This is a genomic window from Leifsonia stereocauli, from assembly GCF_038432415.1.
Taxonomy (GTDB): Bacteria; Actinomycetota; Actinomycetes; order Actinomycetales; family Microbacteriaceae; genus Orlajensenia; species Orlajensenia stereocauli.
This window is the reverse complement of record NZ_JBCAUN010000002.1, coordinates 623869-650743: the sequence shown is the minus strand read 5'-3', so window position 1 is coordinate 650743 and position 26875 is coordinate 623869. Positions and strand designations below refer to the sequence as shown.

Genomic DNA, 26875 nt, shown 5'->3' with positions numbered 1-26875 from the left:
TGCCTCTTTCAGGCGGTGGTGCGGGGCACCACGATCATGGGGACGGGGAGCTCGCGCAGCATCTTGGCCGCTGTCGAACCGAGGAAGAGGTGTCGGGGTGCTGCGAGGCGGCTCGAGCCCACCAGCACCATCTCGCCTGGCTCCCAGTCGAGGGCGCGCACGGCATCTTCGATGCTCGAGCCCGTCGCCGTGGCTGCCGACGCCGCGATGCCATCGGGGAGGGCGCGGCGGGCCTCGTCGAGCACTTCGTCGGCGTGGGCGCTTCCGGTGAGGGCTGCCAGGTGCTCGTCGAGTCCTGCAGGCAGGTCGATCGAGGCGAGCGAGAGCAGCCGCAGCGGCGTCTCGGTCTGTCGGGCCAGGCGAACGGATGCCTCGAGCAGCGCATCCGCCCCCGGGCGCGTTCCGATCATCGTCGTGACACGCGTGACGCCCAGGTCCACGGGCACTTCGCGCGACCCGGCCGGCGCCAGTGCGACGGGCACGTCGGAGGAGTGCAGCAGCTCGTCTGCGACCGAGCCGATGCGCGACCGGCCGAACAGGCCTCCGCGCGCGGCGCCCACGACGATGAGCCTGGCGCCGAACTCGTGCGCAGCCTGGATGAGCCCCTCGGCGAACGATTCGGCGTAGCGGATGTGCAGGGCGCGCTCGACATCGTCGCCGAGGGCGCGCGACGCCGTGGTCAGCCAGGCGCGCGACTGCTCCTTGAGGAAGCGCTCGTAGCCGGCATCCGTCGGCACCGAGGCGTTGCGAGCCTCGCTCGGAAGTACCATGACCACCTCGAGCAGCGCACCGCTGGCGCGGGCGAGACGTCCGGCGAGGGCCAGGGCGTCTGCCCCCGAGTCGTCGGCTGTGTAGCCGGCGACGATGCGGGGCGCGGCACTCATGCGCCCGCCCGCTCCACGATGGCGGCGGCGGTCTCGATGCCCATGCGGATGGCTCCGTCGACGTGTTGGTAGCCCTTGCCCGCCAGATCGCTGCAGGAGAAGTGGATGGGCCCGACGGGGGTGCGCAGGTCTGCGCCGTAGCGGGCCAGGCCTCCCATGTCGAAGCTCGCGGCATAGGCGCCGCGGGTCCATTCCTCGCTTCCCCAGTCGCTCAGGTAGAACACCTCGGGGGTGAGGGCCTCGTCGCCGTAGTAGTGCGACAGTGACTCGAGGATGCGCTGCTTCCGTTCCTCCTCGCTCACGGCGAAGACGCCGTCGGCCGCCTCATCGGCCACGAAGCCCACGAGGGTGCCGCGCGGGTCGCCGTGGTAGCTGTTGTCGTAGGCCTCGTGCACCAGCTCGTAGGGGCTGAACGCCGTGCCCGAGAGGCCATTGGTGCGCCAGAACGGCGTCGAGTACACGGCATGGACCTTGATGACGAAGCCCATGGAGAGGTGCTGGTGCAGCTGCTGCTGCCGACGCGGGAGCGGCGGCTCGTAGGAGATGCGGCTGATCAGGATGGGAGGCACCGCGAGCACGGCGAAGCGGGCGCTGACCTCCACGTTCTCGCTGATGGCGGTCACGCCGTCCGGCCCCCACCGCAGCGTGCGCACAGGCGAGTTCAGGTGCACGTCGTCGCCGAGGCGCTCGGCGAGCAGGAGGGGCACCTGCTGCAGGCCGCCGACCACGCGCTTGTCGAGGATGAAGTCGGCGTCGACGAGGTTCGAGAAGCTGCCGGCGGATGCCGCCATCAGGAGTGCCTGCAGGGCGGAGAACGCGTGGGCGGGCTTGGTGAGCATCGCGCCGGCGATGAACATGCCGATGTTCTCGCGCGCCTCCTCGTCTTCGGTCTGCGTCTCGAGCCAGCGGCTGAACGAGATCTCGTCGAGGTCCTTGGCGAGCGGATGCGCCCACGGCTGGTCCGGGTCGATCTCTGCCACGAGAGCGTCGAGCTTCTCGATGAGCGTGACGATCTCCTGCTCGGTCTGCGCTGCCACGGGGAAGATCTCGCCCTCGAAGGTGCGCTTCTCACCGGTCGGGCCGATGTAGACGTTGAGTCCCTCGCGGTAGCGCTCGTAGGTCTCGAGCCCGAGGTCATCGAGGGTCTCGATCAGGGCGTCCTGGTCGGGTGACACCCACTGGCCGCCGATCTCCAGCGTTGCGCCGTCGATGTCGTCGGTCCAGAGGCGGCCCCCGACGCGGTCGCGGGCTTCGAGCACGGCGACGGTGAGGCCGGCCTTGCGCAGCTCGGTGGCGGCGGTGAGTCCGGATGCTCCGGCTCCGATCACGACGACGTCGCGTTCGATCTTCTGCATGGTGCGTGTGTTCCTTCTTCAGTTCTCGGTCGCTGAGGCCCGGACGAAGTCCGCGGTCGAAGCGCTGCTGGGGTGCGTCGCCCTCTGCGCTTCGGGCGGTCGCTTCGCTCGGCCCTCAGCGAGCGGTGGTCGGCTAGGAGACGGGGATGAGCGTGTACTTCGTCGAGAGGTACTCGTGGATGCCCTCGAGCCCGCCCTCACGGCCGATGCCCGACTGCTTGACCCCGCCGAACGGCGCGGCCGCGTTGGAGACGACGCCGACGTTGAGGCCCATCATGCCGGTCTCGAGGCGCTCGATCATGCGGTGTCCGCGCGCCAGGCTCTCGGTGAAGACGTACGACACGAGGCCGTACTCCGTTCCGTTCGCGAGGCGCACAGCCTCATCCTCGTCGCTGAACGTCGTGATGCCCAGCACCGGACCGAAGATCTCCTCGCGGAGCATGCGACTGTCGGCCGGAACGTCGGTCAGCACTGTCGGCTCGAAGAAGCTGCCCTCGCCGTCGACGGCGCTGCCCCCGGTGAGCACCGAGGCGCCACGGGAGACGGCATCCGTCACCAGCTCCAGCGAGGTCGAGACCGCTGCGTCGTTGATGAGCGGGCCGATGGCCACGCCGTCCTCGGTGCCACGGCCCACGGCCATCGCCTTCACGCGCTCGGCGACCTTGGCGGCGAACTGCACAGCCACGGCCTCGTGCACGATGAAGCGGTTGGCTGCGGTGCAGGCCTGGCCGATGTTGCGGAACTTCGCCAGCATCGCGCCGTCGACGGCCTTGTCGAGGTCTGCGTCCTCGAACACCACGAACGGGGCATTGCCGCCGAGCTCCATCGAGGTGCGGAGGATGCCCGTGGCCGCCTGCTCGATGAGCTTGCGGCCGACACCGGTCGAGCCGGTGAACGAGAGCTTGCGCAGGCGCGGGTCGGCGATGATCGGACCCGAGACGGCCGACGACGTCGACGTGGTGATCACGTTGACGACTCCGGCGGGCAGGCCCGCCTCGACGAGCAGGGCGACGAACGCCAGCGTCGTGAGCGGGGTGAGCTCGGCCGGCTTCACGACCACTGTGCAGCCCGCGGCGAGCGCCGGCGCGATCTTGCGCGTCGCCATCGCCAGCGGGAAGTTCCACGGCGTGATGAGGAAGCAGGGGCCGACGGGCTGCTGCGACACGAGCATGTGGCCGGTGCCCTCTGGATTGAGCCCGTAGCGACCGCTGATGCGCACGGCCTCCTCGCTGAACCAGCGCAGGAATTCGCCGCCGTAGGCGACCTCTCCGCGCGCCTCGGCGAGGGGCTTGCCCATCTCGAGCGTCATGAGGAGGGCGAAGTCCTCCTTGCGCTCCTGCAGCAGGTCGAAGGCCTTCCGCAGGATCTCGCCGCGCACACGGGGTGCGGTGGCCGCCCAGTCGGCCTGGGCGGCGACGGCGGCGTCGAGCGCGCGGGCGCCGTCCTCGACGGAGGCGTCGGAGATCGTCGCGATGACGGCGTTGGTGGCCGGGTCGCGCACGTCGAGCGTGGCACCGCCAGCGGCATCCGTCCACTCGCCGCCGATGAAGAGCTGGTGGGGAACGGATGCGAGCAGCTCGGCCTCGCGCGATGCCGTCACCGTGGCGCTCATGCTGCGACCGCCCCGGTGTCGGCTGCGAGAACGTCGGCGATGACGCCGAGGCCCTCGAGCAGCAGGTCGTCGCCGATGGTGAGGGGTGGCAGGAACCTGATCACGTTGCCGTAGGTGCCGCAGGTGAGAACGATGACGCCGGCTTTGTGGGCGGCGCCCGCGACGCGACCGGTGATGGCGGCATCCGGAGCTCCGGTGGCCGGGTCGACCAGCTCGATGGCGACCATGGCACCCCGACCGCGCACGTCTCCGATGCGAGGGTCGGATGCCGCGAGCTCGTTGAGGCGACCGAGGAGCACCTCGCCGATGGCGGCCGCGCGCTCGATGAGGCCGTCGTTCTCGTAGGCGTCGATCGTGGCGAGGGCCGCGGCGCAGGCGATGGGGCTGCCGGCGTAGGTGCCGCCGAGGCCACCGACCTGGGCTGCGTCCATGATCTCGGCGCGACCGGTGACGGCCGACAGCGGCAGTCCGCCCGCGATGCCCTTGGCGGTCACGATGATGTCGGGCACGATGCCCTCGGCATCGCTGGCGAACCACTGGCCGGTGCGGCCGAAGCCCGTCTGCACCTCGTCGGCGATGAACACGACGCCGTTGGCGCGGGTCCAGGCGAGCAGGGTGGGCAGGAAGCCGTCGGCGGGAACGATGAAGCCGCCCTCGCCCTGGATGGGCTCGATGATGAGCGCGGCGAGGTTCTCGACGCCGATCTGCTTCTCGATCTGCAGGATGGCGCGCTCGGCGGCTTCGACGCCGTCGAGGCCGCCGTCGCGGAACGGGTACGAGAGCGGTGCGCGGTAGATCTCGGGGGCGAACGGGCCGAAGCCGTTCTTGTACGGCTGGTTCTTGGCGGTGAGGCCCATCGTGAGGTTGGTGCGACCGTGGTAGGCGTGGTCGAAGGCTACGACGGCCTGCTTGCGCGTGTAGTGTCGGGCGATCTTCACGGCGTTCTCCACGGCCTCGGCGCCCGAGTTGAACAGGGCGCTGCGCTTGGTGAAGTCACCGGGGGTGAGGCGGTTGAGGGCCTCGGCGACCTCCACGTAGGAGTCGTAGGGCGCCACGGTGAAGCAGGTGTGGGTGAAGCGCTCGAGCTGCTCTGCGACGGCGGCGACGACGCGCGGGTTGGAGTTGCCGACACCTGTGACGGCGATGCCGCTGCCGAGGTCGATGAGCGAGTTGCTATCGACGTCGACGACGACTCCCCCGCCGGCGGCAGCGGTGAAGATCGGGATGGTGGCCCCGACTCCGGCCGCGACGGCCTCGGTCTTGCGGCTCATCAGCTCGATCGACTTGGGTCCGGGGATGGCGGTGACGAGGCGGCGTTCCTGCGGCAGGCTCGGGCCCCCGGTGACGGCAGACGTGGGCGCGGATTCGACGAGGGTCATGAGCGGTCTCCAGATGGTGCGAGGGTGACGTGCGATGTGGCGATGCTAGACCCGCTCTCGGCGTGAGCCGATGGCCGCTGCGTACACTGAGGTTGCCTGCACTGTTCATGATGTCTATCGCCTGGAGGGACCGATGCTCCCCACGCTCGCCACCCTGCTGCACCGGCCCGAGCTCGCCCTCACCCTGTTGAGCGACATCGACGCACTGCCGATCGGCGCTCTCGACCGCGGCGTGCAGTGGGCTCACAGCACCGACCTCGTCGACCCGACCCCGTTCCTCGTCGACGATCAGGTGCTCCTGACGACCGGCACGCAGTTCGGCGATTCACCGACGGATGCCGACGCCTACGTCGCCCGGCTCGTCGAACGCGGCGTCGTCGGCCTCGGCTTCGGCACCGAGGTGGTGCGCGACGGCACCCCGACCGCCCTCGTCGACGCCTGCCGCCGCTCCGGGCTGCCGCTGTTCGAGGTGCCGTACCGCGTCCCCTTCATCGCGATAGCCAGGGCCACAGCCGATCTCATCGCCGAGGACGCCTACGCACGGCACTCATGGGCTCTCGATGCGCAACGCGCCATCTCGCTCGCGGCCCTCCGCCCAGACGGCCTGCGCGCAGCCCTCGCCGAACTCGCTCGCAGCCTCGGTCAGGGCGTCGCGCTCTTCGACGCGTCAGGAGCGGTTGATCGGGTCTTCCCGGCCGACGCGATCGACCCGACGGCGCTCCGCGGAGTGCGTCAGGATGCAACCCTCCTCCTCACCCGCGGAACCCGCGCGAGCGCGACCTCGGCCGCCGGCGACGACACCCTCACGCTGCACACCCTCGGGCGCCGCGGCCGGCTGCGCGGAGTGCTCGCCGTCGGCGGTGGAACCTCGCTCGACCAGTCGGCGCGCGAGGTGGTGGCATCGGTCGTCGGGCTCGCGAGCCTCGCCCTCGAGCAGAACCATGAACTCGACGCCTCCAGGTCACGCCTGCGCACCGGGTTGCTCCGCCTGCTGCTCGGGGGCGAGGTCGAGTTGGCGAGCACCTCGGGAACCGAACTCTGGGGCGGGATGCCCACGGGCGACGTGAGAATGGCCGCCATCGCCGTCGACACCGACCGCCGGGGCGCACTCGAGGAGCTCCTCGAGTCCGAGACCCGCCGCACCCCGTCGTCCCTCTTCTTCGGTGCCGTCGACGGAGACCTGCTGGCCGTCGCGACGTCGGCCGTGCTCCCTGTGCTGCGCCGGCTCGCCGCGACCTTCGACGCGCGCATCGGGTTGTCGGCTCCCGGCCCTCTGACCGAGCTGGCACGCTCTCGGGCGCAGGCGCACCGCGCGCTGGGGGCGGCATCCGTCATCGAGGGATCGGGCGGGTCCGTCGTCGACTTCGAGACCGTCGCTGCCGGCGGTGTCCTCGCCTCGCTCGGGGCGACGGATGCCGCTGAGATCGCCCGCGCCAGCCTGGCCCCGCTGGCGCAGCACGACGCCGAGAACGGCACCGTGCTCGTCGCGACGCTGCGCGCATGGCTGGAGAACGACGCGCAGTTCGACGCGGCGGCCCAGGCACTCGGGGTGCATCGGCACACTGTGCGCAACCGCATCGCGGTGGCCGAGCGCGTTCTCGGACGGGACCTCTCGACCTTCCCGGCGCGAGCGGAGCTATGGGCGGCGCTGGTCGCCTCCCGCTGACCTCCGCTCGCGGGTCGGGACCTAGATCTCCAGGCCCACGGTCACGGGCTCAGGATGCAGGATGATGCCGAACTCTGCCTGCACTCGCTGCTGCACGTACCGCGCCAGCTGGGCGATCTCCTCGCCCGTCGCCTCACCGCGGTTGGTGATGGCGAGGGTGTGCTTGCTCGAGATGGCGGCCTGCGTTCCGGGCAGCCCGAAGCCGCGACGGATGCCGGAGTGCTCGATGAGCCATGCCGCCGACAGCTTCACGAGGCGCGGGGTCGGCTCCGCCGAGGGTGCCGGTGCGGCGAGAGCCTGCTGCGCAGCCTCCCACGGGTCGATGGACGGCCTGTCGAGGGGCTCGACGACGTCGGGCTCGTCGGCCGCCATCGGCCAGCGCGGAGCATCGGCCGGAAGCGTGCGGGCGAAGCTCTCGCGCACGATCGGGTTGGTGAAGAACGAACCGGCGCTCCAGGTGTCGTTGTCGTCGGCGTTCAGCACCATGCCCTTCGACGCACGCAGCGCAAGCACTGCAGCCCGCACCTGCGAGATCGAGACCCTGTCTCCCGGCTGCACGCCGAGGGTGCTGGCCAGCTGCGCATAGGCGATGGGCTGACCGAGCTCCTCGCCGAGCACGTCGCGCTCGTGCGCCGTGTCGTGCAGCTCGAGCTCGATCGACACGACGACGCCCTGGCGACCCTGCTTGATGACCGAGGTGCGGTAGCCGAGTTCGAGGTCGGCCGCATCGACCCGCTCGACCTCGCCACTGTCGTAGTCGAGGAACTCGATGGCGGTCAGAGCGCTGGAGACCTCCTGGCCGTAGGCTCCGATGTTCTGGATCGGGGCGGCTCCGGCCAATCCGGGGATGCCGCTGAGCGCCTCGATGCCCGACCAGCCGTGCCGCACCGTGTAGGCCACGAGGTCGTCCCAGGGTTCACCGGCCTGTACCCGCAGCCGCACGAGCCCCGGGCCGGAAGACTCCGGCAACACCTCGATGCCCTTGGTCGCGATGCGGATGACGGTGCCATCGAACGGCTCGTCGCTCGCGACGGTGTTCGAGCCGCCGCCGAGGAGCAGCCAGTCGCCGCCATCGGCCCACACCGCGAGAACCGCATCGACGAGGTCGCGCTGCGTCGTGACAGTGAGCATCCGTTCGGGCAGACCACCGACACGCATGGTGGTGAGCTCGCGCAGGGCGACGATCGAGGAATGGGACATGGGCTAGAGCCGCACCCGCACCTGGGCCTTGCCCAGCACGGTCGCATCGTCGAAGCTCACGGTCAGGTCGATCCGGGCGACGGACGCCTCGACGTCGAGTGCGCCGACCTTGGCGACGACGCTCACGACGGCGCCGTCCTGCGGGTCGACGAGTACCGGACGCGTGAAGCGCACCTGGTAGTCGACGACGCGGGCCGGGTCGCCGGCCCAGTCGACGACGGGCTGCACGGCGAGACCCATGGTGAGCATGCCGTGGGCGAGGACGCCGGGCAGGCCCACGGAAGCCGCGACGTCATCGCGGTAGTGGATGGGGTTGAAGTCTCCGGATGCACCGGCGTAGCGCACGAGGGAGTCCCGCGTGAGGGTGACGGATCGCTCGGCGACGATGTCGCCGACGGTCAGGTCGGTCAGCTGGGGCATCACTCGTCTCCTCGCACGACCAGGGTGGAGATGGCGGTGACGACGTGCTCTCCGGCTGCATCGGTGATGGTGGACTCGGCGGTGACCATCGAGTGGCCGCCCAGGGTCTTGACGCTGGTGACTGCGAGCTGCGCTGTGAGCTCGTCGCCGGCGACGATGGCGCGCGTCGTCGTGAAGCGCTGGTCGCCGTGCACGACCCGGGTGAAGTCGATGCCCGAGTCCTCCTCGGCCAGCAATTGGGCGAGGGTGATCTCCTGCACGACGATGGCGAACGTCGGCGGCGCGACGAGGTCGGCGTGGCCGGCGGTGCGGGCGGCGTCGACATCGAGGTTGATCGGATTCGTGGCGAAGACCGCACGCGAGAACTCGCGCACCTTCTCACGACCGACGAGATAGGAGGGCGCAGGCGGGAACGTGCGTCCCAGCAGCTCGGGGTTCACAGGCACCCGGCCAGTCTACTGGTCGCGCTTCGACCGCGGGCTGCGCCCGGGCCTCGGCGAACGAGTACCTCACGCTCGCTGAGGGCCGAGCGAAGCGACCGCCCGAAGCGCACAGCCTCCGCCACCTTCGGCTAGCGGGTCGGCTGGCAGGTCTAGGCTCGACGGGTGCCCGGCCGAGCCGGCACGGGATCGGGGAGAGTACGTGTTCAGCAGTTATGTGGCCATCGGAGACAGCTTCACCGAAGGCGTCGGCGACGAGCAGCCCGACGGCACTGTGCGCGGTTGGGCCGACTTCGTCGCGGTCGGGCTCGCCCAGCACGCTGCCTCGACGGGCGGCGGTCCTGTCACCTACGCGAACCTCGCCATCCGTGGCCGCAAGCTCGTTCCGATCATCGACGAGCAGCTTCAGCCGGCGCTCGACCTGCGCCCCGAGGTGATCAGCTTCAACGGCGGCGGCAACGACATCCTGCGACCGCGCATGGACGTGGAGCTCATCGCCGGGCGCTTCCGCGGGGCCATCGAGCGCATTCGTGCCGAGGGCATCCACGCGCTCATGCTCTCGGGAGCCAATCCCCTCGACCACCTGCCGTTGGGCTCGGCGTTCGACCGTCGCGGCCGCGACCTCACGACGGCGCTGCGCGACCTGGCGGAGTTGCCCGGCGTGACCTTCGTCGACAACTTCTCGGATGTCGGACTGCGCGACATCCGCTACTGGTCGGCCGACCGCCTGCACCTGAACGCGCTGGGCCACGCCCGCGTCGCCAGCAACGTGCTCACCGAGGTCGGGGTTCCGGTGCCGGTCGAGTGGGGCGTCGAAGAAGTCGCTGCGGCTCCCTCAGGACCGAAGTCGCGCAACACCGCCGCGTACTACCGCGAGTTCGTGCTGCCGTGGATCGGGCGCCGCCTCACCGGGCGCTCGTCAGGCGACGGCCGCGCGGCCAAGCGCGCTGTGCTGGAGCCCGTGCAGCTGTAGCAGCCCCGTTCGCTGAGACCCGCGCGCAGCGCGCGGTCGAAGCGTCGCCTGACCGCGTCGCTCAGCCCCGGGGCGCTTCGGCCGCGGACTTCGTCCGGGCCTCACCGAGCGATGCGGCCGCATCCGTCGCCGCCGCAGACACCATGCGGATCAGCACGATCAGCCACGTGAAGATGAGCGCGAAGGCGATGATCTCGACGGCGGTCAGGTTGTAGTACCCCGTGGCGAAGAAGACGGCAGTCACCGCGATCACCGCGATGAAGATGTAGCCGACCACGAAGAACGCCCGCGGCAGGCCTGGAACCACCCACGGCAGCCTGAACACCAACACGGCGAACACGACGGCCATGCCGATGGCGACGGTGTTGTGGATGGCGAAGAAGTCGTCGACGGGGAAGATCCCGACGCAGGCCAGGAACACGCCGATCAGGACGAGCGACCACTTGACGTATCGGGCTCGGCCTCGAGACACGGCATCCGTCGTCGTCTCGTCGGTTCGCGTGAGCGGCCCGGACTCCAGTTCGGCCGTCATGTAGTTGGCCATGGTGGTGATCACGATGCCTGCGATCACGAGGGTGAAGTTGAACACGTATCCCGACAGGTCGTCGCTCATGCCGAGAGCGCTGATGTTCATCTTCCACCAGTTCGGATCGCCGGCCGTCAGCATGCTGGTCAGCAGACCGAGCACCAGGAAGATGGCCATGGTCGCCGCCACGCGCGAGGTCGTCATGTGCACGGCGGAGAGGTAGACGAAGTAGCTGCTGGCTGCACACGCGGCACCGAGCATTGCTGCCGCTGCGAACGGGAACACGACCGCGCCGATGAAGGCGCCCTCCAACAGCTTGAAGAGCACGCCGAAGGCCAGGAAGCAGAGCACCGCATGCGCGAAGGCCAGCCCGCCGATGTCGAGGAACTGCCGGCCGAGGCGCACATCGCGCAACCAGGCCCGCGACGGCTCGGCGTACGACAGCACGTACCCGGCGATGAACACGACGAGCGCGATGACAGCGCTCACCACGGCGGTCACGTTGCCGAGCGAATCCGCGCCGGCGAGAGGCACGTCGCGGCCGCCGAACAGGATGAGCCCGATGACCGCCGCGGCCACGAAGCCACCGATGGCGAAGAGCAGCGCGCGCGATTCGACGTTCGCAGCCGTGGTGGCTCCGGTCGGGCCGGGTGGGGCGACGGATGCGACGGACTCGGCGGGTGTCGACTGTGCTGGTGTGGGGTGGCTCACGCGCCCGAGCATAGTGAGGCGGGGGCACCGGCCGCCCGCGACGCGCGCACCCCGCTCGGTGAGGCCCGGACGCAGTCCGCGGCCGAAGCGCCCTGTCACCGCACTTCGGACTGTCGCTGCGCTCGGTCTGCTTCAGGGCCGCTTCGCGGTCCTTCAGTACGGCGCTCAGCGACCGGGAAAGTCAGTCGACCGCGTCGAACTCCACCAGCACGGCGTTCTCGGGCGCGATCAGCGGCATCGGCAGCCCGACCTCGCCGAGCACGGCTCCCGAGAGCACGACCTCGCCTGCCTCCCACCACGCCGGGGCGGCATCCTGCAGCGTGAAGACGTCGGCGCCGAGCACGAGCGGGCGCACCCTGTAACGCCGCGCGGGATCGAGCCCCGGGAAGCGCTGGGGCGCCGGGATCGCGGCCGCCGGAGCCGCCAGGGCCGCGTAGCTGAACAGCGCCCGCGAGCCGTCGGACGCGACGACGCCGTGACACAGGATGGCGGCATCGCTCGCGTCGGGTCGCACGACGCGGCCGCTGTGCAGCAGTCCGCGCTCGCGCTTGTACACGGCGATCCACTCGGCCACGCTCGTGCGCTCCGCCGGGGTCGCCTCCGCGATGTTCCACTCGATACCGGCGTGCCCGAACAGCGCCGTCGCGAGCCGGAACGACAGCGTGGCGGTGCGCCCTGTCGTGTGCGCCCTCGCGACGCCGAGGTGCCCGCCCAGATACTCCGGCGGAACCACGAGCGAGGTGTACCGCTGGATCGACTGCCGCTCGAGCGGGTCGTTGGTGTCGCTCACCCACACTCGATCGGTGCGCTCCAGGATGCCGAGGTCGACGCGACCGCCACCCGAGGCGCACGATTCGATCTCGACGCCGGGGTGGGCCGCACGCACCGCGTCGATGAGGCGGTACAGCGCCGACGTCTGCCGGTGCGCGGAGCCGCCGAGCAGGTCGCGGTTGTGATCCCACTTGAGGTACGCGATCGGATACTCGGCGAGCAGGGCGTCGAGCCTCCGGAACACGTAGGAGAAGGCGTCGGGATTCGACAGGTCGAGCACGTTCTGCCAGCGCCAGGTGACGGCATCCGACGCCCCGAGAACCCAGTCGGGATGCGCGCGGGCGATGTCGGAGTCGCGGTTGACCATCTCGGGCTCGACCCACAGGCCGAAGTCCATTCCGGATGCCACAACGCGTTCGATCAGCGGATTCAGCCCGCCGGGCCATGCGGCCGGGTCGACGAACCAGTCGCCGAGCGCCCGGCGGTCGTCGCTGCGGCCGGTGAACCAGCCGTCGTCGAGCACGAAGCGCTCGACGCCCACCTGGGCCGCGGCGTCGACCAGCGGTGTCAGGCGTTCGAGGGAGTGGTCGAAATAGACGGCCTCCCAGGTGTTGAGGACGACAGGCCTCGCGCTCCGGATGGTCGACCACGATCGCACCCACGGATGCAGCCTGTCGGAGACTCCGTCGAGCCCGTCGTCGGAGTACACGAGGACGGTCCACGGGGAGGCGTACGAGGCGCCGGCGTCGAGGCTCAGCTCGCCGGGCGCGAGCATCTCGCCAGCGCCGATCGTCGACGGACCCAGTGGAGAGCGCTCGGCCCAGACCACAGCGTCTCCACTCCAGGCGAGGTGCGCAGCCCAGACCTCGCCGTGCCCGAAGCCGAAGCCGGGCGTGCCGGCAGCCAGCAGGTACGCGTTGTCGTGACCGGGGCGTCCGTGCCGCGACTCACGCGACCACACGCCCTGACCGAGGGTCCGGCGTTGCGGGCGGCGCTCGTGGGTCCAGAGACCCGAGAAGTCGAGCACCTCGCCCGCGCGATCGGGCACCGGCACGACGACGGATGCCGCCGCCAAGCCGAGCCCGGAGTCGCCGGTGTTCGTGACGGTGTGGCGCACGCGCAGCACGCCCTCGACGCTGAGCTCGATCTCGGTGGCGACGTCGACTCCTGCTGCGGCATCCGTCAGCCTCACGACGACGCGGGATGCAGTGCCGGAGCCCGCGGACTCGACCTCGACGAGCTCCAGCGCCAGGTCGACCGGAGCATCGCGGAACACCGACAGCGCCGGCCGTCCGCTCCAGCCATCGCGGAACGAGGGCAGGAGGCTCAGCCTCAGCGGCACGTCGATCGACGACGGAGACACGGCGGGAACCAACGCGTCGGCGAGCGACACGAGTTCGGCGTCGGGCAGGGGGCCGAGGTCTCGCCCCCAGTGCACGATGCCGGGCACGCCCGTGCCGCGGGTGTCGAGAAGGAGACTGACGCCCGCGGCACGGAGGTGATGCATCAAATGACTATCCCTTGACCGGAATCGACTGGGCCTTCATCGCGTCGATGGTCGACTTCTGGCCATCGGTGAGCGCATCGAACAGGGTACCGTCACCGGTCACGGCGGCCTTGAAGCCGTCGGAGACGTCGGCGTAGGTCTGCGTCATGGTGGGGCCCCACACGAAGTCGGGGTTCACCTGGGTCGCGGCATCCGCGAAGACGTCGTAGATCTTCTGGCCGCCGTAGAACTCGACGCCCTCCTGCAGCGACGGAAGGGTGAGGCCCTCGGTCGTGGCGGGGTAGATGTTCGCCGACTTGTTGAGCAGCGTGAGCGACTCGTCGGAGGTGTTCAGCCAGAGTGCGAACTTCGACGCCTCGTAGAGGTGGTCGGTTCCCTTGAAGACGGCGACGGATGATCCGCCCCAGTTTCCGGCCTTCTCCTCGCCTGCGTTCCACTGCGGAGCGGGAGCGACCGACCACTTGCCGGCAGTGTCGGGAGCGCCGCTCGCGATGGAGTTGGCACCCCAGACGGCGGAGTTCCAGCTCCAGACGTTGCCCGAGTTGTAGGCGTTGTTCCACTCGTCGGTCCAGGCCGGAACCGTGGAGACGAGATCCTCGTCGATGAGCTCCTGCCAGTAGTCGGCGACCTGCTTGGAGGCGTCACCGGTCAGGTCGACGGTCCACTCGTCACCGTTGTTCTGGAACCACTGGCCGTCGGCCTGCCAGACGAAGCCGGCGAACTGGTTGATGTCGCTCTGCGAGAAGTTGGTGATGTACCCGCCGGCGGCGCGCACCTTCTTGGCGGCATCCTTATACTCGGCCCACGTGGTCGGAACCGGGATGTTGTTCGCCTCGAACAGGTCGGACCTGTAGAACAGGGCCATGGGGCCGGAGTCCTGCGGAACGCCGTAGACGCTCTCGTCGGTGCCGAGGGTGACCTGACCCCAGGTCCACGGCACGAAGGAGTCCTTCGCCGCGGCGACCTCGGAGCAGACGCCGATGTCCTCGAGGCCGTCCTGCACGCGGAAGTTCGGCAGGGCGTCGTACTCGATCTGACCGAGGTCGGGCGCGTTGCCCGCCTTGAGCTGGTTGAAGAAGTTCTGGTACGTACCGGAGTTTCCGTTCGGTCCGGTCTGCACCTTCACCTGGATGTCGGGGTTCTCGGAGTTCCACAGGGCCACGGCATCCTCAATGCCGGGAATCCACGAGGTGAACTCGAGATCGACCTTGCCTGTCGACGGCTTGCAGGCATCTGCGTCGGCTGCGGTGCCGTCGCCTCCGCCTGTGGCCGAGCAACCGGCCAGTGCGAGCGTTGCGAGCAGGACTACGCCGGCCGCTCTCTTCATGTGCTGCATGGTGATCCTCTTGTCTAGTGATGGGGTGATTACTTGGTGGGGCATCCGCTCGGCCACGCGATGTCGCGGCCTTCGCGGAGGGGTCCTACTTCAGCGATCCGGTTCCGAGGCCGGAGCGCCAGAATCGCTGGAGAAGGAGGAAGGTGACGATCAGGGGGATGATCGAGAGCAGGGCGCCGATGAGCACGTACGGGCGCAGTTCCGGCACCTGGTTGAGCTGGGTGTTCCAGGCGTAGAGGCCGAACGTGACCGGGAACAGTTCCTCGCTGCGCAGCATGATGAGCGGCAGGAAGAAGTTGTTCCAGATCGCCACGAACTGGAAGAGGAACACCGTCACGAGTGCCGGAGCCATGAGCCGGATCGACACCGTGAAGAAGGTGCGGATCTCACCGGCGCCGTCGATGCGGCTGGCCTCGATGAGCTCATCCGGAACCGACTGCGCGGCGAAGATGCGGGTGAGGTAGACCCCGAACGGGCTCACGATGCTGGGCAGGAAGACGGCCCAGAAGGTGTTGGTGAGCTGGGCCTGGCTGAACAGCAGGAACAGCGGAAGCGCGAGGGCCGTCGCCGGCACCAGCACGCCGCCGAGCACGACGTTGAAGATGACCTCGCGCCCGGGGAAGCGGTACTTGGCCAGCGCGTAGCCGCACATGCCGGCGATGACCGTCGCCACCAGCCCGCCGAGGCCCGCGTAGAGCACGCTGTTGCCCATCCACCTGAGGAAGACGCCGTCTCGATAGGCGAACAGGTCGGCGATGTTCTGGAAGAGGTTGAAGTCGGCGAACCAGAGCCCGTTCGTGGTGAGGAGCTGGCCCTGGCTCTTGCTCGAGGCGACGAACAGCCACCAGATGGGGATGAGGAAGTAGAGCGTGAAGATGCCCATGATGAGCATCGCGCCGGTACGGGAGAGCAGGCTCTCCTTGAGCGATCCGGCCGAGGCCGACGGGTCGGAGGCCTTCGACGGCTTCAGCGACCGCGGCTTCTTCGTGTTCTGGTCCAGCGTCGTGGAACTCATTCGGCTTCCTTCCGCTGGGTGAACTTGAGGAACGTGAACGACAGGATGAACGTGGCCAGGGCCAGCACCACCGAGAAGGCGGCGGCGAGAGAGGCATTGGGCACTGATGCTGTGGCGTAGACGGTCATGTTGGGGGTGAAGGTGTTCGTGACAGCCGAGCTGAACGACCGGAACACCTGGGGTTCGGCGAGCAACTGCAGCGTGCCGATGATCGAGAAGATCGCGGTGAGCACGATGGCCGGGCGCACCAGCGGGATCTTGATGGACCACGCGATGCGGGCCTGACCGGCGCCGTCGAGCCTGGCCGCCTCGTAGATCTCGGTGGGGATCGCCAGCAGCGACGAGTAGATGATGAGCATGTTGTAGCCCACGAACACCCAGGTGACCACGTTCGCGATCGACCAGAGAACGAGGTCTGCGCCGAGGAAGTCGATGTTCTGGGTCACCGCGGTGAACGGCGAGAGGTTGGGCGAGAACAGGAAGCCCCACATGATGGCCGCGATGACGCCGGGAACGGCGTAGGGCACGAAGAAGGCCAGCCTGAAGAACTTCTTGCCGCGAACCAGAGGCGAGTCGAGCAGCAGCGCGAAGAGCAGCGCGAGGCCGAGCATCACCGGCACCTGCACGACGCCGAACAGCAGCACGCGTCCGACCGAGCGCCAGAACGGTCCGTTCTGGAACACCAGCACGTACTGCTGGAACCAGCCGAACACCTCCTGCGCCTCGCCGAAGGTGCCGTCGCGCTCCACCACGAGCATCGACTGGTAGATCGCGTAGCCGATGGGGATCAGGTAGAACAGCGTGAACAGCACGCCGAACGGCAGGATGAAGAATGCGATGGCGCGCTTGTGCTGCACCACGCGCCGTCGGCGGGGAACCGCCGCCACGGTCGACGTCGTTGTCATGCTGTGCCCTCCTGGGTGGTGTTGCTCTCGCGCACGATGCGCACGCTGCCGCCGGGAACCAGCAGGGTTCCGGTGACGGATGCGCCGGTCACGAGCTCCTCGCCCGTCGCCTGGAACTCCAGGTCGTCTGGGGTGTGGTTGATGACGAAGAGGTGGGAACCCGCGTCGCCGACGCGACGCACGATGTCGACGTCCTCGCCGCCCGCGTGGCGGGCGACTCCGGCATTCCGGGCGACATCGGCGAGCAGGTTCCTGTAGGCGCCCGCCTCGAGCATGGTGGCCACGTACCAGGCGGAGCCTGCGCCGTGGGCGTTGCGGGTGACGGCCGGGATGCCCGCGGCGGGTCCGTCGGCGAAGGTGTCGAGCACCTCGGCGGATGTCGCTCGCAGCCGCTCGGTCCAGAGGCGCGCGCTGGCACCGGAGGTCAGGCCGACCGACTGCCCGGGCAGCAGAGGGGCGAACTCCTCGACACGGATGCCCAGCAGCTCGCGGAAGGCGCCCGGGTAGCCGCCGAGGCGCACCCTGTCGTCCTCGTCGACGATGCCGCTGTAGAAGGTGATGAGCACGTGGCCGCCGCCCGCGACATAGGACTCGATGCCGGCGGCATCGGCATCCGTCACCAGGTGCAGACCCGGCAGCACGACCAGCTTGTAGGCGCTGAGGTCGGCATCCGGCGGAACGATGTCGACGGTGATGCCGAGGTCGTGCAGGGCGTTGTATGCGGCGTGCACCTGGTCGAGGTAGGCGACGGAGTGGCTCGGGCGGTTCTCGCCGTCGCCGGCCCACCAGGCGTCCCAGCTGAAGACCACGGCGACCTCGGCCACGACACGACTGCCGGCGACCTCGCCCAGGCGATCGATGAGACCGCCGAGCTCGACGACCTCGCGCCACACGGCGGAGTCGGTGCCGGCGTGGGGAACGAGCGCGGAGTGGAACTTCTCCGAGCCCTGCGCCGACGCCCGCCACTGGAAGAAGCAGATGCCGTCGGCGCCGCGGGCCACGTGGGCGAGGGCGTTGCGGGTGAGCTCCCCCGGCGTCTTGGCGATGTTGTGCGGCTGCCAGTTGACGGCGCTGGTGGCAGTCTCCATCAGCAGCCACGGGGCACCGCCGGCCAGGCCGCGGGTGAAGTCGGCGGCGAACGCCAGCTCGGCCGTCGGCTCCTCGAGGCGGTGGTCGAGGTAGTGGTCGTTCGCGACGATGTCGACCTGGGGAGCCCAGCTCCAGTAGTCGAGGTTGCGGATGTGACTGGTCACCATGAAGTTCGTCGTGATGGCCACCTCGCTGTAGCGCCGGATGACGGCGGCCTCGGAGCGGTAGTAGTCGAGCAGCTCGTCGGAGCTGAAGCGGTGGAAGTCCAGCATCTGGCCGGGGTTGCGGCTCGAGAGGGTCTGCAGCGGCGGCAGGATCTCGTCCCAGGCGCTGTAGCGCTGGCTCCAGAAGCTGGTGCCCCACGCCCGGTTGAGCTCGTCGATCGAGCCGTAGCGGTTCTCGAGCCAGCGGCGGAACGCCGTCGTGCTCTCGGCGCAGTAGCAGAGCGCGTTGTGGCAGCCCAGCTCGTTCGAGACGTGCCAGAGCTCGACCGCCGGGTGGGCGCCGTACCGCTCTGCGACCCGCTCGACGAGTGCGAGCGCGTAGCGACGGAACACCGGCGAGCTCGGGCACCAGGCCTGGCGACCGCCGGGGAATCGGGTGGTGCCGTCATCCGCCACCGGGAGGATCTCGGGGTGGAGGGTGGTGAGCCACGGGGGCGGCGACGAGGTGGCCGTGCCGAGATTGATCCGGATGCCGCCGGCGTGCAGCAGCTCGATCACGGTGTCGAGGGCACTGAAGTCGAAGACGCCCAGGCCCGGATTGATCTGCGACCAGCCGAAGATGTTGATGGCCACGAGGTCGACGCCTGCGGTGCGCATCAGCTCGACGTCTTCGGTCCAGATGGCCGGGTCCCACTGCTCGGGGTTGTAGTCGCAACCGAATGCGATCCCGTCGTGAGCGAAGTCCCGGGCGGAGACCCGTGGCTTCTCGTGCGCTGCTCGCGACATCGACTCCCTCTCAGCGTCTTTGCTTCTGTGAACGTGCACAGGTGGGCGAGACGATCATCGCCGAGTATTTTCTGTGAACGTGCACAGACTATCCACACGATTCTGCGGATGTCAATACGGATGCCGCGCGGGGCGCCCGCCGGGGCACCCCGCACGGCACCCAATACAGTGGGTCTCGTGTCCACTCCGCCCCTCCGCCGTAAGCGCGCCACGGTGCACGATGTCGCCGTCGAGGCCGGGGTGTCGCGCGGCACTGTGAGCCGGGTGGTCAACGGTGAGCGCTACGTCTCGGACGAGGCGCGCGTCGCCATCGAGGCGGCCATCGTCAAAGTCGGCTACGTGCCGAACAACGCGGCGCGCAACCTGGTGATGCAGCGCACGCAGGCCATCGGCTTCATCGTGCACGAGCCGCACTCGCTGTTCCTCGAGGACCCGAACATCGGCGAGATCCTGCTGGGGGCGAACACCGCGCTGTCGGATGCCGACTACCAGATGGCCTGCCTCATCGTCGACTCCGAGCGCGACACCGATCGGGTCGCGCGCTACCTCAGCGGCGGCTTCGTCGACGGAGTGATCATCGTCTCCGCCCGCCAGAACGACCCGATCACCCGGGTGGTCGAGCGCCTAGAGATCCCGGCGGCCTTCGTGGGGCATCCGCCCGACCTCGCCCGGGCGCCCTTCGTCGGCATCGACAACCGCGGCTCGGCCCGCACCATCACCGAGCGGCTGCTCGGCACGGGCCGCACTCGCGTCGGGATGATCGCAGCGGCCCTCGACCGCGACTCGGGCGCCGACCGCCTCGCCGGCTTCACCGATGCCCTCGGCTCGCGCTTCGACCCGACGCTCGTCGAGCGGGTTCCGCTGTACTCCTACGCCGCCGGCCGGGCGGGAATGCACGCCCTGCTCGAGCGCGCCCCCGACGTCGACGGGATCTTCGCCGCGTCGGACGCCGTCGCCGCCGGCGTGCTCGACGCCCTGCGCGAGGCCGGTCGAAGCGTGCCCGGCGACGTGGGCGTTGTCGGATTCGACGACAGCGCCTGGGCCGTGCGTGCCCAGCCCGCTCTCTCCACCGTTCACCAGCCGGCCGAGGGCCTCGGCCGCGCCGTCGCCGAGAGCGTGCTCTCGCAGCTGCGTGGTGAGGACCAGCCCGTCGGCGGCATCCTGCTCGAGACCCCGATCGTCTGGCGCGACTCGGCGTAGGCCTCCTCCACTCGCTCCGCGCTGTCGATCCTCGGTCGCGCTGTCGAAACAACGACCGCGCGACCGAGGAACTGCAGCGAAGCGTAGAGCGATTCGACGCGACGCGACGCGACGCGCGACCTAACCCAGCACCCGTCCGATGAAGCCGTTGGTGCGCTCGACCAGGCCCGAGATGCGCGCCTCCGGATGCCCTGCCGGAACCACCTCGTGGGGTGTCAGCGGTGCTCCCAACCGCACGTTCTCGGTGCACGAGAGGTCGGCGCAGATGTAGGTGCCCACTGAGTCGCCGCGCTCCCCCGCCTCTCCCGACCGCCGAGCCGTGAACATCGACACCTGGTCGGCCGGTTGCAGGGTGTGGCACAGGTTGCAGTACGCGGGCCGCTGGTGCGACATCGACGACTCCGACGCCCGCAGCACCACGCCAACGGGCTCGCCGTCCTGCTCCACCACGATGTAGCCCCGGCGCGGTGCCTTCGGATCGCGCCAGCCCAGGAAGTCGATGTGATCCCATTCGATGAGCATGTAGTCGATGGGGAGACTCAACGTCTCGACCTCGTCGACCGATCCGTTCACCAGTGAAGCGCGGATCTCGTCGTCCGTCAGCGGGCGCATGGGCCTCCCCCGGGAGTGTTCGTTCGTTCCCATCCAGTCTAGGCAGAGCCTCGCGCGCGATCTCGGGCCGCACATGGTGCGAACCGTGCTACCGGCGTAGGCTCACCGCATGGTCGCCGATGACCCGGTCGTGACGAATCCCGATCACTACAGCATCCTGTTCGAGAACGAGTTCGTGCGCGTGCTCGAGTACCTCGATGCCCCAGGTGACGCCTCGAGGCCGCACGAGCATCCGAACAGCGTCATGATCACGCTGACAGCCTTCCGCCGCCTGCTGCAGTCGGGGGATGCCGAGCGGGAGGTGGCCCTGCCCGCCGGCGTCGCGACCTGGCTGCCGGCCCAGCGGCACTCGGGCACGAACATCGGCGAGACCCAGACGCACACCATCTTCGTCGAGCTCAAAGGCGCATCGGCCGGCGCCCCCGGACCGTCGGTGCTCGGTCCGAACTGATCGACCACCTGAGGTTTCGCTGCTCATCCTCCCTGAAACACCGCTGTGCTCGGGCGGCGGACTTACGCTTGACGCGTGTCGACAGCCGCTGATCCCGTGACGGATGCCCGCGCGCCCGGCTCCGGCAACCGCGCGGCGGGGGCGACACCGTCGGGCCCGTCGGCCCGTCGCACCTTCTGGCTCTCCGCCCTCGTCGGCGTGATCGCGGCCGGCGTCACCCTCGGCGTCGCCGAACTCGTCGCCGTCTTCGTCGGAGCGGCGAGCAGTCCCATCTTCGCCGTGGGCGCCTGGGTCATCGACCTCGTTCCCGGCTGGTTCAAGACGGTGGTCATCGACCTCTTCGGCACAGCAGACAAGGCCGTGCTGCTGCTCAGCCTCGCCCTGCTCATCCTCGTGCTCGCCGCCGTCGCCGGGGTGCTCGAGTACAGCTGGCCTCCGTGGGGCATGGTCACGCTCATCGTCGTCGCCGGCGTCGCGGCCCTCGCCGTCGTGACGCGCCCGGAGGGCAGCGGGATCCTGGCCCTCTCGACCGTGGTCGGCATGGTCGCGGGCGTCGTCGTGCTCCGTGCGCTCACGACCCGCCTGCACCGCTGGCGTGATCGCACGCGCCCGGTCTCGGCGGCTGTCCCGGGCACGGCCGCCCTCGACCGACGATCCTTCGTCGTCTACGCGTCGGTGGCCGCCGTCGGCGCTGCCATCGTGGGCTTCGGCGCCCGCATGGCCAACGCCGGGTCGACCGCCGTCTCCACTGTGCGCACGGCTCTGAAGCTTCCCGCGCCAGCGACCCCGGCTCCTGCCATCCCGACGGGAGCCGAGCTCGACATCCCCGACCTGAGCAGCTATGTCACTCCGAACGCCGAGTTCTACCGCATCGACACGGCACTGCAGGTTCCGTCGGTCGACCCGTCGTCGTGGCGGCTGCGCATCGTCGGCATGGTCGAGAACGAGACCGAGATCACCTGGGATCAGCTTCTCGCGCTTCCTCTCACCGAGCACCTCGCCACCCTCAGCTGCGTCTCGAACGAGGTCGGAGGCGGCCTCATCGGCAACGCCCTGTGGCTGGGCTACCCCATCCGTGAACTCCTCGCCCTGGCCAAGCCGAAGGGCGGGGCCGACATGGTGCTGTCGCGCAGTGCCGACGGCTGGACCGCTGGCACCCCGCTCGACGTGCTGCAGGATGCCGACACCGAGGCCCTGCTCGCCGTCGGCATGAACGGCGAACCGCTGCCCATCGAGCACGGCTTCCCGGTTCGCATGGTCGTACCCGGCCTCTACGGCTACGTCTCAGCCACCAAGTGGGTCACCGAACTCAAGGTCACCACCTTCGCCGACGACTTCGGCTACTGGAGCGACAAGGGCTGGTCCGAGAAGGGCCCGATCAAGACCGAGTCGCGCATCGACACCCCGCGCGGCGGCACGGTGAAGGCCGGCACCGTCGCCGTCGCCGGCGTCGCGTGGTCGCCGCACACGGGCATCGACGCCGTCGAGGTGCGCATCGACGAGGGGGCATGGCAGAAGGCGAGGCTGGCCGACACGGCCTCAGCGGACACGTGGCGCCAGTGGGTCTTCGAGTGGGATGCATCCGTCGGCTCCCACACCGTCGAGGTGCGGGCGACGGATGCCACGGGCTACACGCAGACGTCGAAGCAGGCGCCGCCGGCACCCGACGGGGCGACGGGCTGGCACAGGGTGAGTGTGAACGTCTCCTGACGTCGACAGCTCGCCGAGGCACGGACGGAGTCCACGGCCGAAGCGCGGTTCCCGCGGTACCGCATCCGTTCACCCCTGTCCATCGGTGGGCAGGATGTGCGCGACGGGCGTAGCGTGGCCGACGACCGAACCGTCCGCGAGCAGCAGGAGGAACGATGTCGACCGATCAGTACCACGAGCCGCCCGGCGAGCTCTCCCAGTCCACCCGGACCTTCGCCCGCATGTGCGCGAGCCTGTCGGAGGAGGCGGAGGCGATCGGCTGGTACGAGCAGCGCATCGCCGTCGAACAGGACGACGTCGCCCGGGCGATCATGCTCGACTCGCTCGGCGAGGAGTACAAGCACTTCTGCATGGAACTCGAATTCCTGATGCGCGCGAAGCCGCTCTGGCGGGAGACGGCTCGGGGCATCCTGTTCCAGGACGGCGACATCGTGGAGAACGGCGAGGCGGCCGAGGCCGCTGCCGGCAGCGACTGACCTGCCGCTCGCCGAGGCCCGGGCGGAGTCCGCGGCCGAAGCGCATCACTCGGCGGATGCCCTCAGTCGCCGGCACCGCTCAGCGGCGTCAGGAATTCGAGTTGCGATCCGTCTTCCACGATGAGCGGCGCCAGCGCCGTGTTGAACGCGGAGCCGTAGTCTGCCGCGATGTGCGCCTCGAAAGCGGCGCGATCGCGGTAGACCTCGTAGACGGTGAAGTGATCGGGTTCGTCGATGCCCCGCGAGGGATCGAACACCAGGTTCCCGGGTTCGCCGCGCACCCGCGCGGCGAGCCCGAGGAGCAGTGCCTCGACTGATGCCTCGTGCCCCAGCCGTGCGGTGAAGGTGGCGATGAGCGCGACCTTCACCGCCGCCGAGGCCGAAGCCGAGACGGCAGCCGCATCCGCCAGGGCACGCCCGCCGGAATCGGGGACGCTCACGCCGTTCGTGCGCCGGTCATGATGGCGACGGCATCCGTCATCGAATGCGACTGCGGGGTGATCGTCGCCGCCCGCTTGCCCAGGCGCTGGATGTGGATGCGGTCGGCCACTTCGAAGACCTGCGGCATGTTGTGGCTGATGAGGATGACCGGAATGCCCTTGTCGCGCAGGTTCTTCACGAGCTGGAGCACCTGGCCCGACTCGCGCACGCCGAGGGCTGCGGTCGGCTCGTCGAGGACGACCACCTTCGATCCGAACGCGGCGGCTCGCGCCACGGCGACAGCCTGGCGTTGCCCACCCGAGAGGTTCTCGACCGGCACCGTCACGTCCTGGAGGGTGCTGATGCCGAGCTCGGTGAGCTCGTCCCGGGCCATCTTGCGCATGCCCTTCGAGTCGACCACCCGGAACAGCGATCCGAGAATGCCCTTCTTGCGCACCTCGCGACCGAGGAACAGGTTGGAGGCCACGTCGAGGGCTGGCGAGACGGCGAGGTTCTGGTACACGGTCTCGATACCTGCCGCCCGGGCGTCCTGCGGGCGCTTGAACGAGATCGGTTCTCCATCGAGGAACAGGTGGCCCTCGTCGGGGATCTCGGCGCCCGTCAGGCACTTGACCAGGGTCGACTTGCCTGCCCCGTTGTCGCCGATGATGGCGAGCACCTCTCCCGGGTAGAGCTGCAGGCTCACGCCATCGAGGCCGACGACCCGCCCGAAGGTCTTCACGAGGCGCTTGGCCTCGAGGATGGGCTTGCGCGTCTCCGCCGGCGCCGGAGCTGCCGCGGTGTCTTCTGCGATGGTCATTTGCGTACCTTTCGGATCCACTGGTCGATGGCGACGGCGACGATGATGAGCACGCCCACGGCGAAGGTCTGCCAGAGAACGTCGAGTCCGGCGAGCGAGAGCCCGTTGCGGAAGACACCGACGATGAGAGCACCCAGGAGGGTGCCCCACACGGTTCCGCGCCCACCGAAGAGGCTGGTTCCGCCGATGACGACGGCGGTGATGGAGTCGAGGTTGAGGTCGGCACCGGCGTTGGGGGATGCGGCGTTGGTGCGACCGATCTGGATCCATGCCCCGATGGCGAGGATGGCCCCGGCAGCCAGGTAGACGCTCATGAGCACCCGGTTGACCCGGATGCCGGCGAGGCGCGCCGACTCCTTGTCATCTCCGACGGCGTAGACGTGACGACCCCACGCGGTCTTGCTCAGGATGAAGGCGATCGCGATGTAGAGCACCAGCATCATCACGACGCCGATGGTGAAGTTCACGCCTGCGATGTTGAAGGTCTCGCCCGTCCAGGTGAGGAGGGCGGGCATCTCAGAGCCGCGCACGGTCGCGCCGCTGGAGTACAGCAGCGTCAGGGCGAGGAAGATGTTGAGCGTTCCGAGGGTGACGATGAACGGCGGCAGCTTGAATCGGGTGACGAGCCAGCCGTTGAAGGCTCCGGCTGCGAGGCCGACGATGAGGCCGAGCAGCAGGCCGATGATGGCGGGCACGCCCGCCTGGACCGTCGACTGCGCGATCACCATCGAAGCAAGAACCATCACGGCTCCGACTGAGAGGTCGATGCCGGCGGTGAGGATGATGAGGGTCTGTGCGATGGCGAGGGTTCCGACGACGGCTACCTGTTGGGTGATGAGCGACAGGTTGGCCGGGTTCAGGAAGCGGTCGTTGAGGAAACCGAACACGATGACCGAGAGCACGAGCACGATCGCCGGGCTCAGGGCTGGGTAACGGTGCAGGGCCCCGCGGATGCGGGTGAGCGGGGTCGTCCTGTCGAGGAACTCCTCGGCCAGGTCGAGGGCGCCCGTCGCGGGTGCCGGGTCGGTCTTGGGGTGACTCACGGTGAACTCCATTGATCGGTGGTGCGGAGGTGCTCGGTGGTGCGGAGGTGCTCGGTGGAGCGGAGGTGCTCGGTGGAGCGTGGTGAGGGTGGAGACCGGACGGCCGCTGCGGTTCGGATGGCCAGCGGCCGTCCGGCGGCGGTCTCGCGGGGAGCGAGACCGCCGCCGGGAGGTCAGCCCCAGCAGATGTCTGCGGCTGCGGCGGTGTCGATCGACTCCACGCCATCCTGAGCGTCATCGGTGACGAGGGCGACGCCGGTGTTGTAGAAGTCGAGGCCCTCGGTGACCTCGGGCTTCTTGTCCGTCTTCACCAGGTCATAGATGGCCTGAACGCCGAGGTCGGCCATCTTGACGGGGTACTGCTGGCTGGTGGCTCCCAGGGTGCCGTCGGCGACCTGCTGCACTCCGGCGCATCCGCCGTCGACCGAGACCATGATGAGTCCCTTCTCGGTGCCCGCTGCCTTGAAGGCCTCGTAGGCGCCGGATGCCGCCGGCTCGTTGATCGTGTAGACGACGTTGATATCGGGGTTCTTGCTCAGCAGCGTCTCGGCTGCGGTACGCCCGCCGTCCTCGGCGCCCTGCGAGGCCTCATTGCCGACGATCTCGTAGTCGCCCCCGCTGTACGTCCCGGTCTTGGCCTCATCGCCGTTCTTCTCCTTGTCGACGGTGTCGATGCCCATGCCGTCGAGGAAGCCCTGGTCGCGGTTGTAGTCGACCGAGACGACCTTGTCGTCGAACAGGTCGATGAGGGCGATGGTGGCCTTCTCGCCACCCAGCTTCGCCGCCGCCCACTTGCCGATGTCCTGGCCCGCGAGGTAGTTGTCCGTGGCGAAGGTGATGTCGACGGAGTCGGGATCCGACGGAGGGGTGTCGAGCGCGATGACGTAGAGGCCGGCATCGCGGGCCTTCACGAGGGCGTCCTCGACGCCCGGGCCGTTCGGGGTGATGAGGATTCCGGCATCTCCCTTGGAGATGGCGTTCTCGATGGCCTGGATCTGGGTGTCCTCGTCTCCGTCCTCCTTGCCCGCTGCGAGGGTGAGCTTCACACCGAGCTTGTCTGCCGCGGCCTTGGCGCCGTCCTCCATGGCGACGAAGAACTGGTTGGACGTCGTCTTCACGATGAGCGAGACGCCGATCTCGTCACCGGAGGCCGACGAGCCTCCTCCGGATCCGGAGGAGCATGCGGTGAACGAGAGGGCAGCGAGGGCTGCGATCGAGCCCGCTGCGACGAGGCGCCGAGCGAGCGGACGGGGTGCTGTGCGATTCATCGGTGAATCTCCTTGAGTGTGGAACGCTGTCCGTTGACAACGATGTCAATGACTGTTGTAGCCCGGATCTGAGATATAGTCAACTCGATCCCCACATTGGAGCCAGAACCGTGACATCGTTGTCAAGCACCAGCGC

At 69.1% G+C, this 26875-nt stretch carries 24 protein-coding genes; 6 read left to right on the top strand and 18 right to left on the bottom strand.

Going from position 1 to position 26875, the window contains the following annotated elements:
• Positions 1-8 precede the first annotated feature (8 nt).
• The 4 genes from AADV74_RS11930 to gabT form a co-directional block, all read right to left on the bottom strand.
• Positions 9-884 carry a universal stress protein gene (locus tag AADV74_RS11930; protein WP_342114316.1) on the bottom strand — a complete coding sequence of 292 codons (876 nt, stop codon included), beginning with the start codon at positions 882-884 and terminating at the stop codon, positions 9-11.
• Positions 881-2239: a flavin monoamine oxidase family protein gene (locus AADV74_RS11925; protein ID WP_342114314.1), complete on the bottom strand. Its 1359-nt coding sequence runs from the start codon at positions 2237-2239 to the stop codon at positions 881-883. Before AADV74_RS11925 ends, AADV74_RS11930 begins: the two co-directional genes overlap by 4 nt.
• 133 nt (positions 2240-2372) lie before the next feature.
• Positions 2373-3851: an NAD-dependent succinate-semialdehyde dehydrogenase gene (locus tag AADV74_RS11920; RefSeq protein WP_342114312.1), complete on the bottom strand. Its 1479-nt coding sequence runs from the start codon at positions 3849-3851 to the stop codon at positions 2373-2375.
• Positions 3848-5230 (bottom strand): 4-aminobutyrate--2-oxoglutarate transaminase, encoded by a 1383-nt coding sequence (gene gabT, locus AADV74_RS11915; protein WP_342114310.1) that lies wholly within the window; start codon positions 5228-5230, stop codon positions 3848-3850. The genes AADV74_RS11920 and gabT overlap by 4 nt, the downstream gene beginning before the upstream one ends.
• Before the next feature lie 133 nt (positions 5231-5363).
• Between gabT and AADV74_RS11910 the strand changes: the two genes are divergently transcribed.
• Positions 5364-6896, top strand: a complete 1533-nt coding sequence (locus tag AADV74_RS11910) for a PucR family transcriptional regulator (RefSeq protein ID WP_342114308.1) — start codon at positions 5364-5366, stop codon at positions 6894-6896.
• A 21-nt stretch (positions 6897-6917) separates the two neighbouring features.
• Here the strand turns inward: AADV74_RS11910 and AADV74_RS11905 are convergent, their stop codons facing one another.
• From AADV74_RS11905 to AADV74_RS11895, 3 genes are read right to left on the bottom strand one after another with little or no spacing between them, the layout of a single operon-like run.
• Complete coding sequence (locus AADV74_RS11905; RefSeq protein ID WP_342114306.1) at positions 6918-8096, bottom strand: UDP-N-acetylmuramate dehydrogenase; 1179 nt, start codon at positions 8094-8096, stop codon at positions 6918-6920.
• Positions 8097-8099: 3 nt separating this feature from the next.
• A complete protein-coding gene (locus AADV74_RS11900) occupies positions 8100-8516 on the bottom strand; it encodes a MaoC family dehydratase (protein ID WP_342114304.1) in 417 nt (138 codons plus the stop codon).
• Positions 8516-8962, bottom strand: a complete 447-nt coding sequence (locus AADV74_RS11895) for an FAS1-like dehydratase domain-containing protein (protein ID WP_342114302.1) — start codon at positions 8960-8962, stop codon at positions 8516-8518. Before AADV74_RS11895 ends, AADV74_RS11900 begins: the two co-directional genes overlap by 1 nt.
• Before the next feature lie 196 nt (positions 8963-9158).
• On the opposite strand from AADV74_RS11895, the gene AADV74_RS11890 reads away from it, so the two are divergent.
• Positions 9159-9929, top strand: a complete 771-nt coding sequence (locus AADV74_RS11890; RefSeq protein ID WP_342114301.1) for an SGNH/GDSL hydrolase family protein — start codon at positions 9159-9161, stop codon at positions 9927-9929.
• A gap of 61 nt (positions 9930-9990) precedes the next feature.
• On the opposite strand, the gene AADV74_RS11885 is transcribed toward AADV74_RS11890, so the two are convergent.
• The 6 genes from AADV74_RS11885 to AADV74_RS11860 all read right to left on the bottom strand — a co-directional run bounded on the left by AADV74_RS11885 (position 9991) and on the right by AADV74_RS11860 (position 18739).
• Positions 9991-11166 (bottom strand): hypothetical protein, encoded by a 1176-nt coding sequence (locus AADV74_RS11885; protein ID WP_342114299.1) that lies wholly within the window; start codon positions 11164-11166, stop codon positions 9991-9993.
• Positions 11167-11347: 181 nt separating this feature from the next.
• On the bottom strand, positions 11348-13444 hold the full coding sequence (locus AADV74_RS11880; protein ID WP_342114297.1) for an alpha-galactosidase: 2097 nt from the start codon (positions 13442-13444) through the stop codon (positions 11348-11350).
• Between the two features lie 7 nt (positions 13445-13451).
• Positions 13452-14780, bottom strand: a complete 1329-nt coding sequence (locus AADV74_RS11875; RefSeq protein ID WP_342114296.1) for an ABC transporter substrate-binding protein — start codon at positions 14778-14780, stop codon at positions 13452-13454.
• Between the two features lie 85 nt (positions 14781-14865).
• Positions 14866-15795 (bottom strand): carbohydrate ABC transporter permease, encoded by a 930-nt coding sequence (locus AADV74_RS11870; protein ID WP_342114294.1) that lies wholly within the window; start codon positions 15793-15795, stop codon positions 14866-14868.
• Positions 15792-16700 (bottom strand): carbohydrate ABC transporter permease, encoded by a 909-nt coding sequence (locus tag AADV74_RS11865; protein WP_342114292.1) that lies wholly within the window; start codon positions 16698-16700, stop codon positions 15792-15794. The genes AADV74_RS11870 and AADV74_RS11865 overlap by 4 nt, the downstream gene beginning before the upstream one ends.
• Positions 16697-18739, bottom strand: a complete 2043-nt coding sequence (locus AADV74_RS11860) for a beta-galactosidase (protein ID WP_342114290.1) — start codon at positions 18737-18739, stop codon at positions 16697-16699. The genes AADV74_RS11865 and AADV74_RS11860 overlap by 4 nt, the downstream gene beginning before the upstream one ends.
• A gap of 177 nt (positions 18740-18916) precedes the next feature.
• On the opposite strand from AADV74_RS11860, the gene AADV74_RS11855 reads away from it, so the two are divergent.
• Complete coding sequence (locus AADV74_RS11855) at positions 18917-19939, top strand: LacI family DNA-binding transcriptional regulator (RefSeq protein WP_342114288.1); 1023 nt, start codon at positions 18917-18919, stop codon at positions 19937-19939.
• 120 nt (positions 19940-20059) lie between these two features.
• Here AADV74_RS11855 and AADV74_RS11850 read toward each other — a convergent pair whose 3' ends face one another.
• A complete protein-coding gene (locus AADV74_RS11850; protein WP_342114286.1) occupies positions 20060-20551 on the bottom strand; it encodes an FBP domain-containing protein in 492 nt (163 codons plus the stop codon).
• A 109-nt stretch (positions 20552-20660) separates the two neighbouring features.
• On the opposite strand from AADV74_RS11850, the gene AADV74_RS11845 reads away from it, so the two are divergent.
• The 3 genes from AADV74_RS11845 to AADV74_RS11835 all read left to right on the top strand — a co-directional run bounded on the left by AADV74_RS11845 (position 20661) and on the right by AADV74_RS11835 (position 23188).
• Entirely contained in the window at positions 20661-21002 is a 342-nt protein-coding gene (locus AADV74_RS11845) for a cytoplasmic protein (RefSeq protein ID WP_342114284.1), read from the top strand.
• A 75-nt stretch (positions 21003-21077) separates the two neighbouring features.
• Complete coding sequence (locus tag AADV74_RS11840) at positions 21078-22712, top strand: molybdopterin-dependent oxidoreductase (RefSeq protein ID WP_342114282.1); 1635 nt, start codon at positions 21078-21080, stop codon at positions 22710-22712.
• 155 nt (positions 22713-22867) lie between these two features.
• A complete protein-coding gene (locus tag AADV74_RS11835; RefSeq protein WP_342114280.1) occupies positions 22868-23188 on the top strand; it encodes a ferritin family protein in 321 nt (106 codons plus the stop codon).
• A gap of 62 nt (positions 23189-23250) precedes the next feature.
• On the opposite strand, the gene AADV74_RS11830 is transcribed toward AADV74_RS11835, so the two are convergent.
• The 4 genes from AADV74_RS11830 to AADV74_RS11815 form a co-directional block, all read right to left on the bottom strand.
• A complete protein-coding gene (locus AADV74_RS11830; RefSeq protein ID WP_342114277.1) occupies positions 23251-23628 on the bottom strand; it encodes a putative quinol monooxygenase in 378 nt (125 codons plus the stop codon).
• On the bottom strand, positions 23625-24428 hold the full coding sequence (locus AADV74_RS11825) for an ATP-binding cassette domain-containing protein (RefSeq protein WP_342114275.1): 804 nt from the start codon (positions 24426-24428) through the stop codon (positions 23625-23627). Before AADV74_RS11825 ends, AADV74_RS11830 begins: the two co-directional genes overlap by 4 nt.
• On the bottom strand, positions 24425-25471 hold the full coding sequence (locus AADV74_RS11820; protein WP_342114273.1) for an ABC transporter permease: 1047 nt from the start codon (positions 25469-25471) through the stop codon (positions 24425-24427). Before AADV74_RS11820 ends, AADV74_RS11825 begins: the two co-directional genes overlap by 4 nt.
• A gap of 173 nt (positions 25472-25644) precedes the next feature.
• Positions 25645-26739: a substrate-binding domain-containing protein gene (locus tag AADV74_RS11815; protein ID WP_342114270.1), complete on the bottom strand. Its 1095-nt coding sequence runs from the start codon at positions 26737-26739 to the stop codon at positions 25645-25647.
• Positions 26740-26875 lie beyond the last annotated feature (136 nt).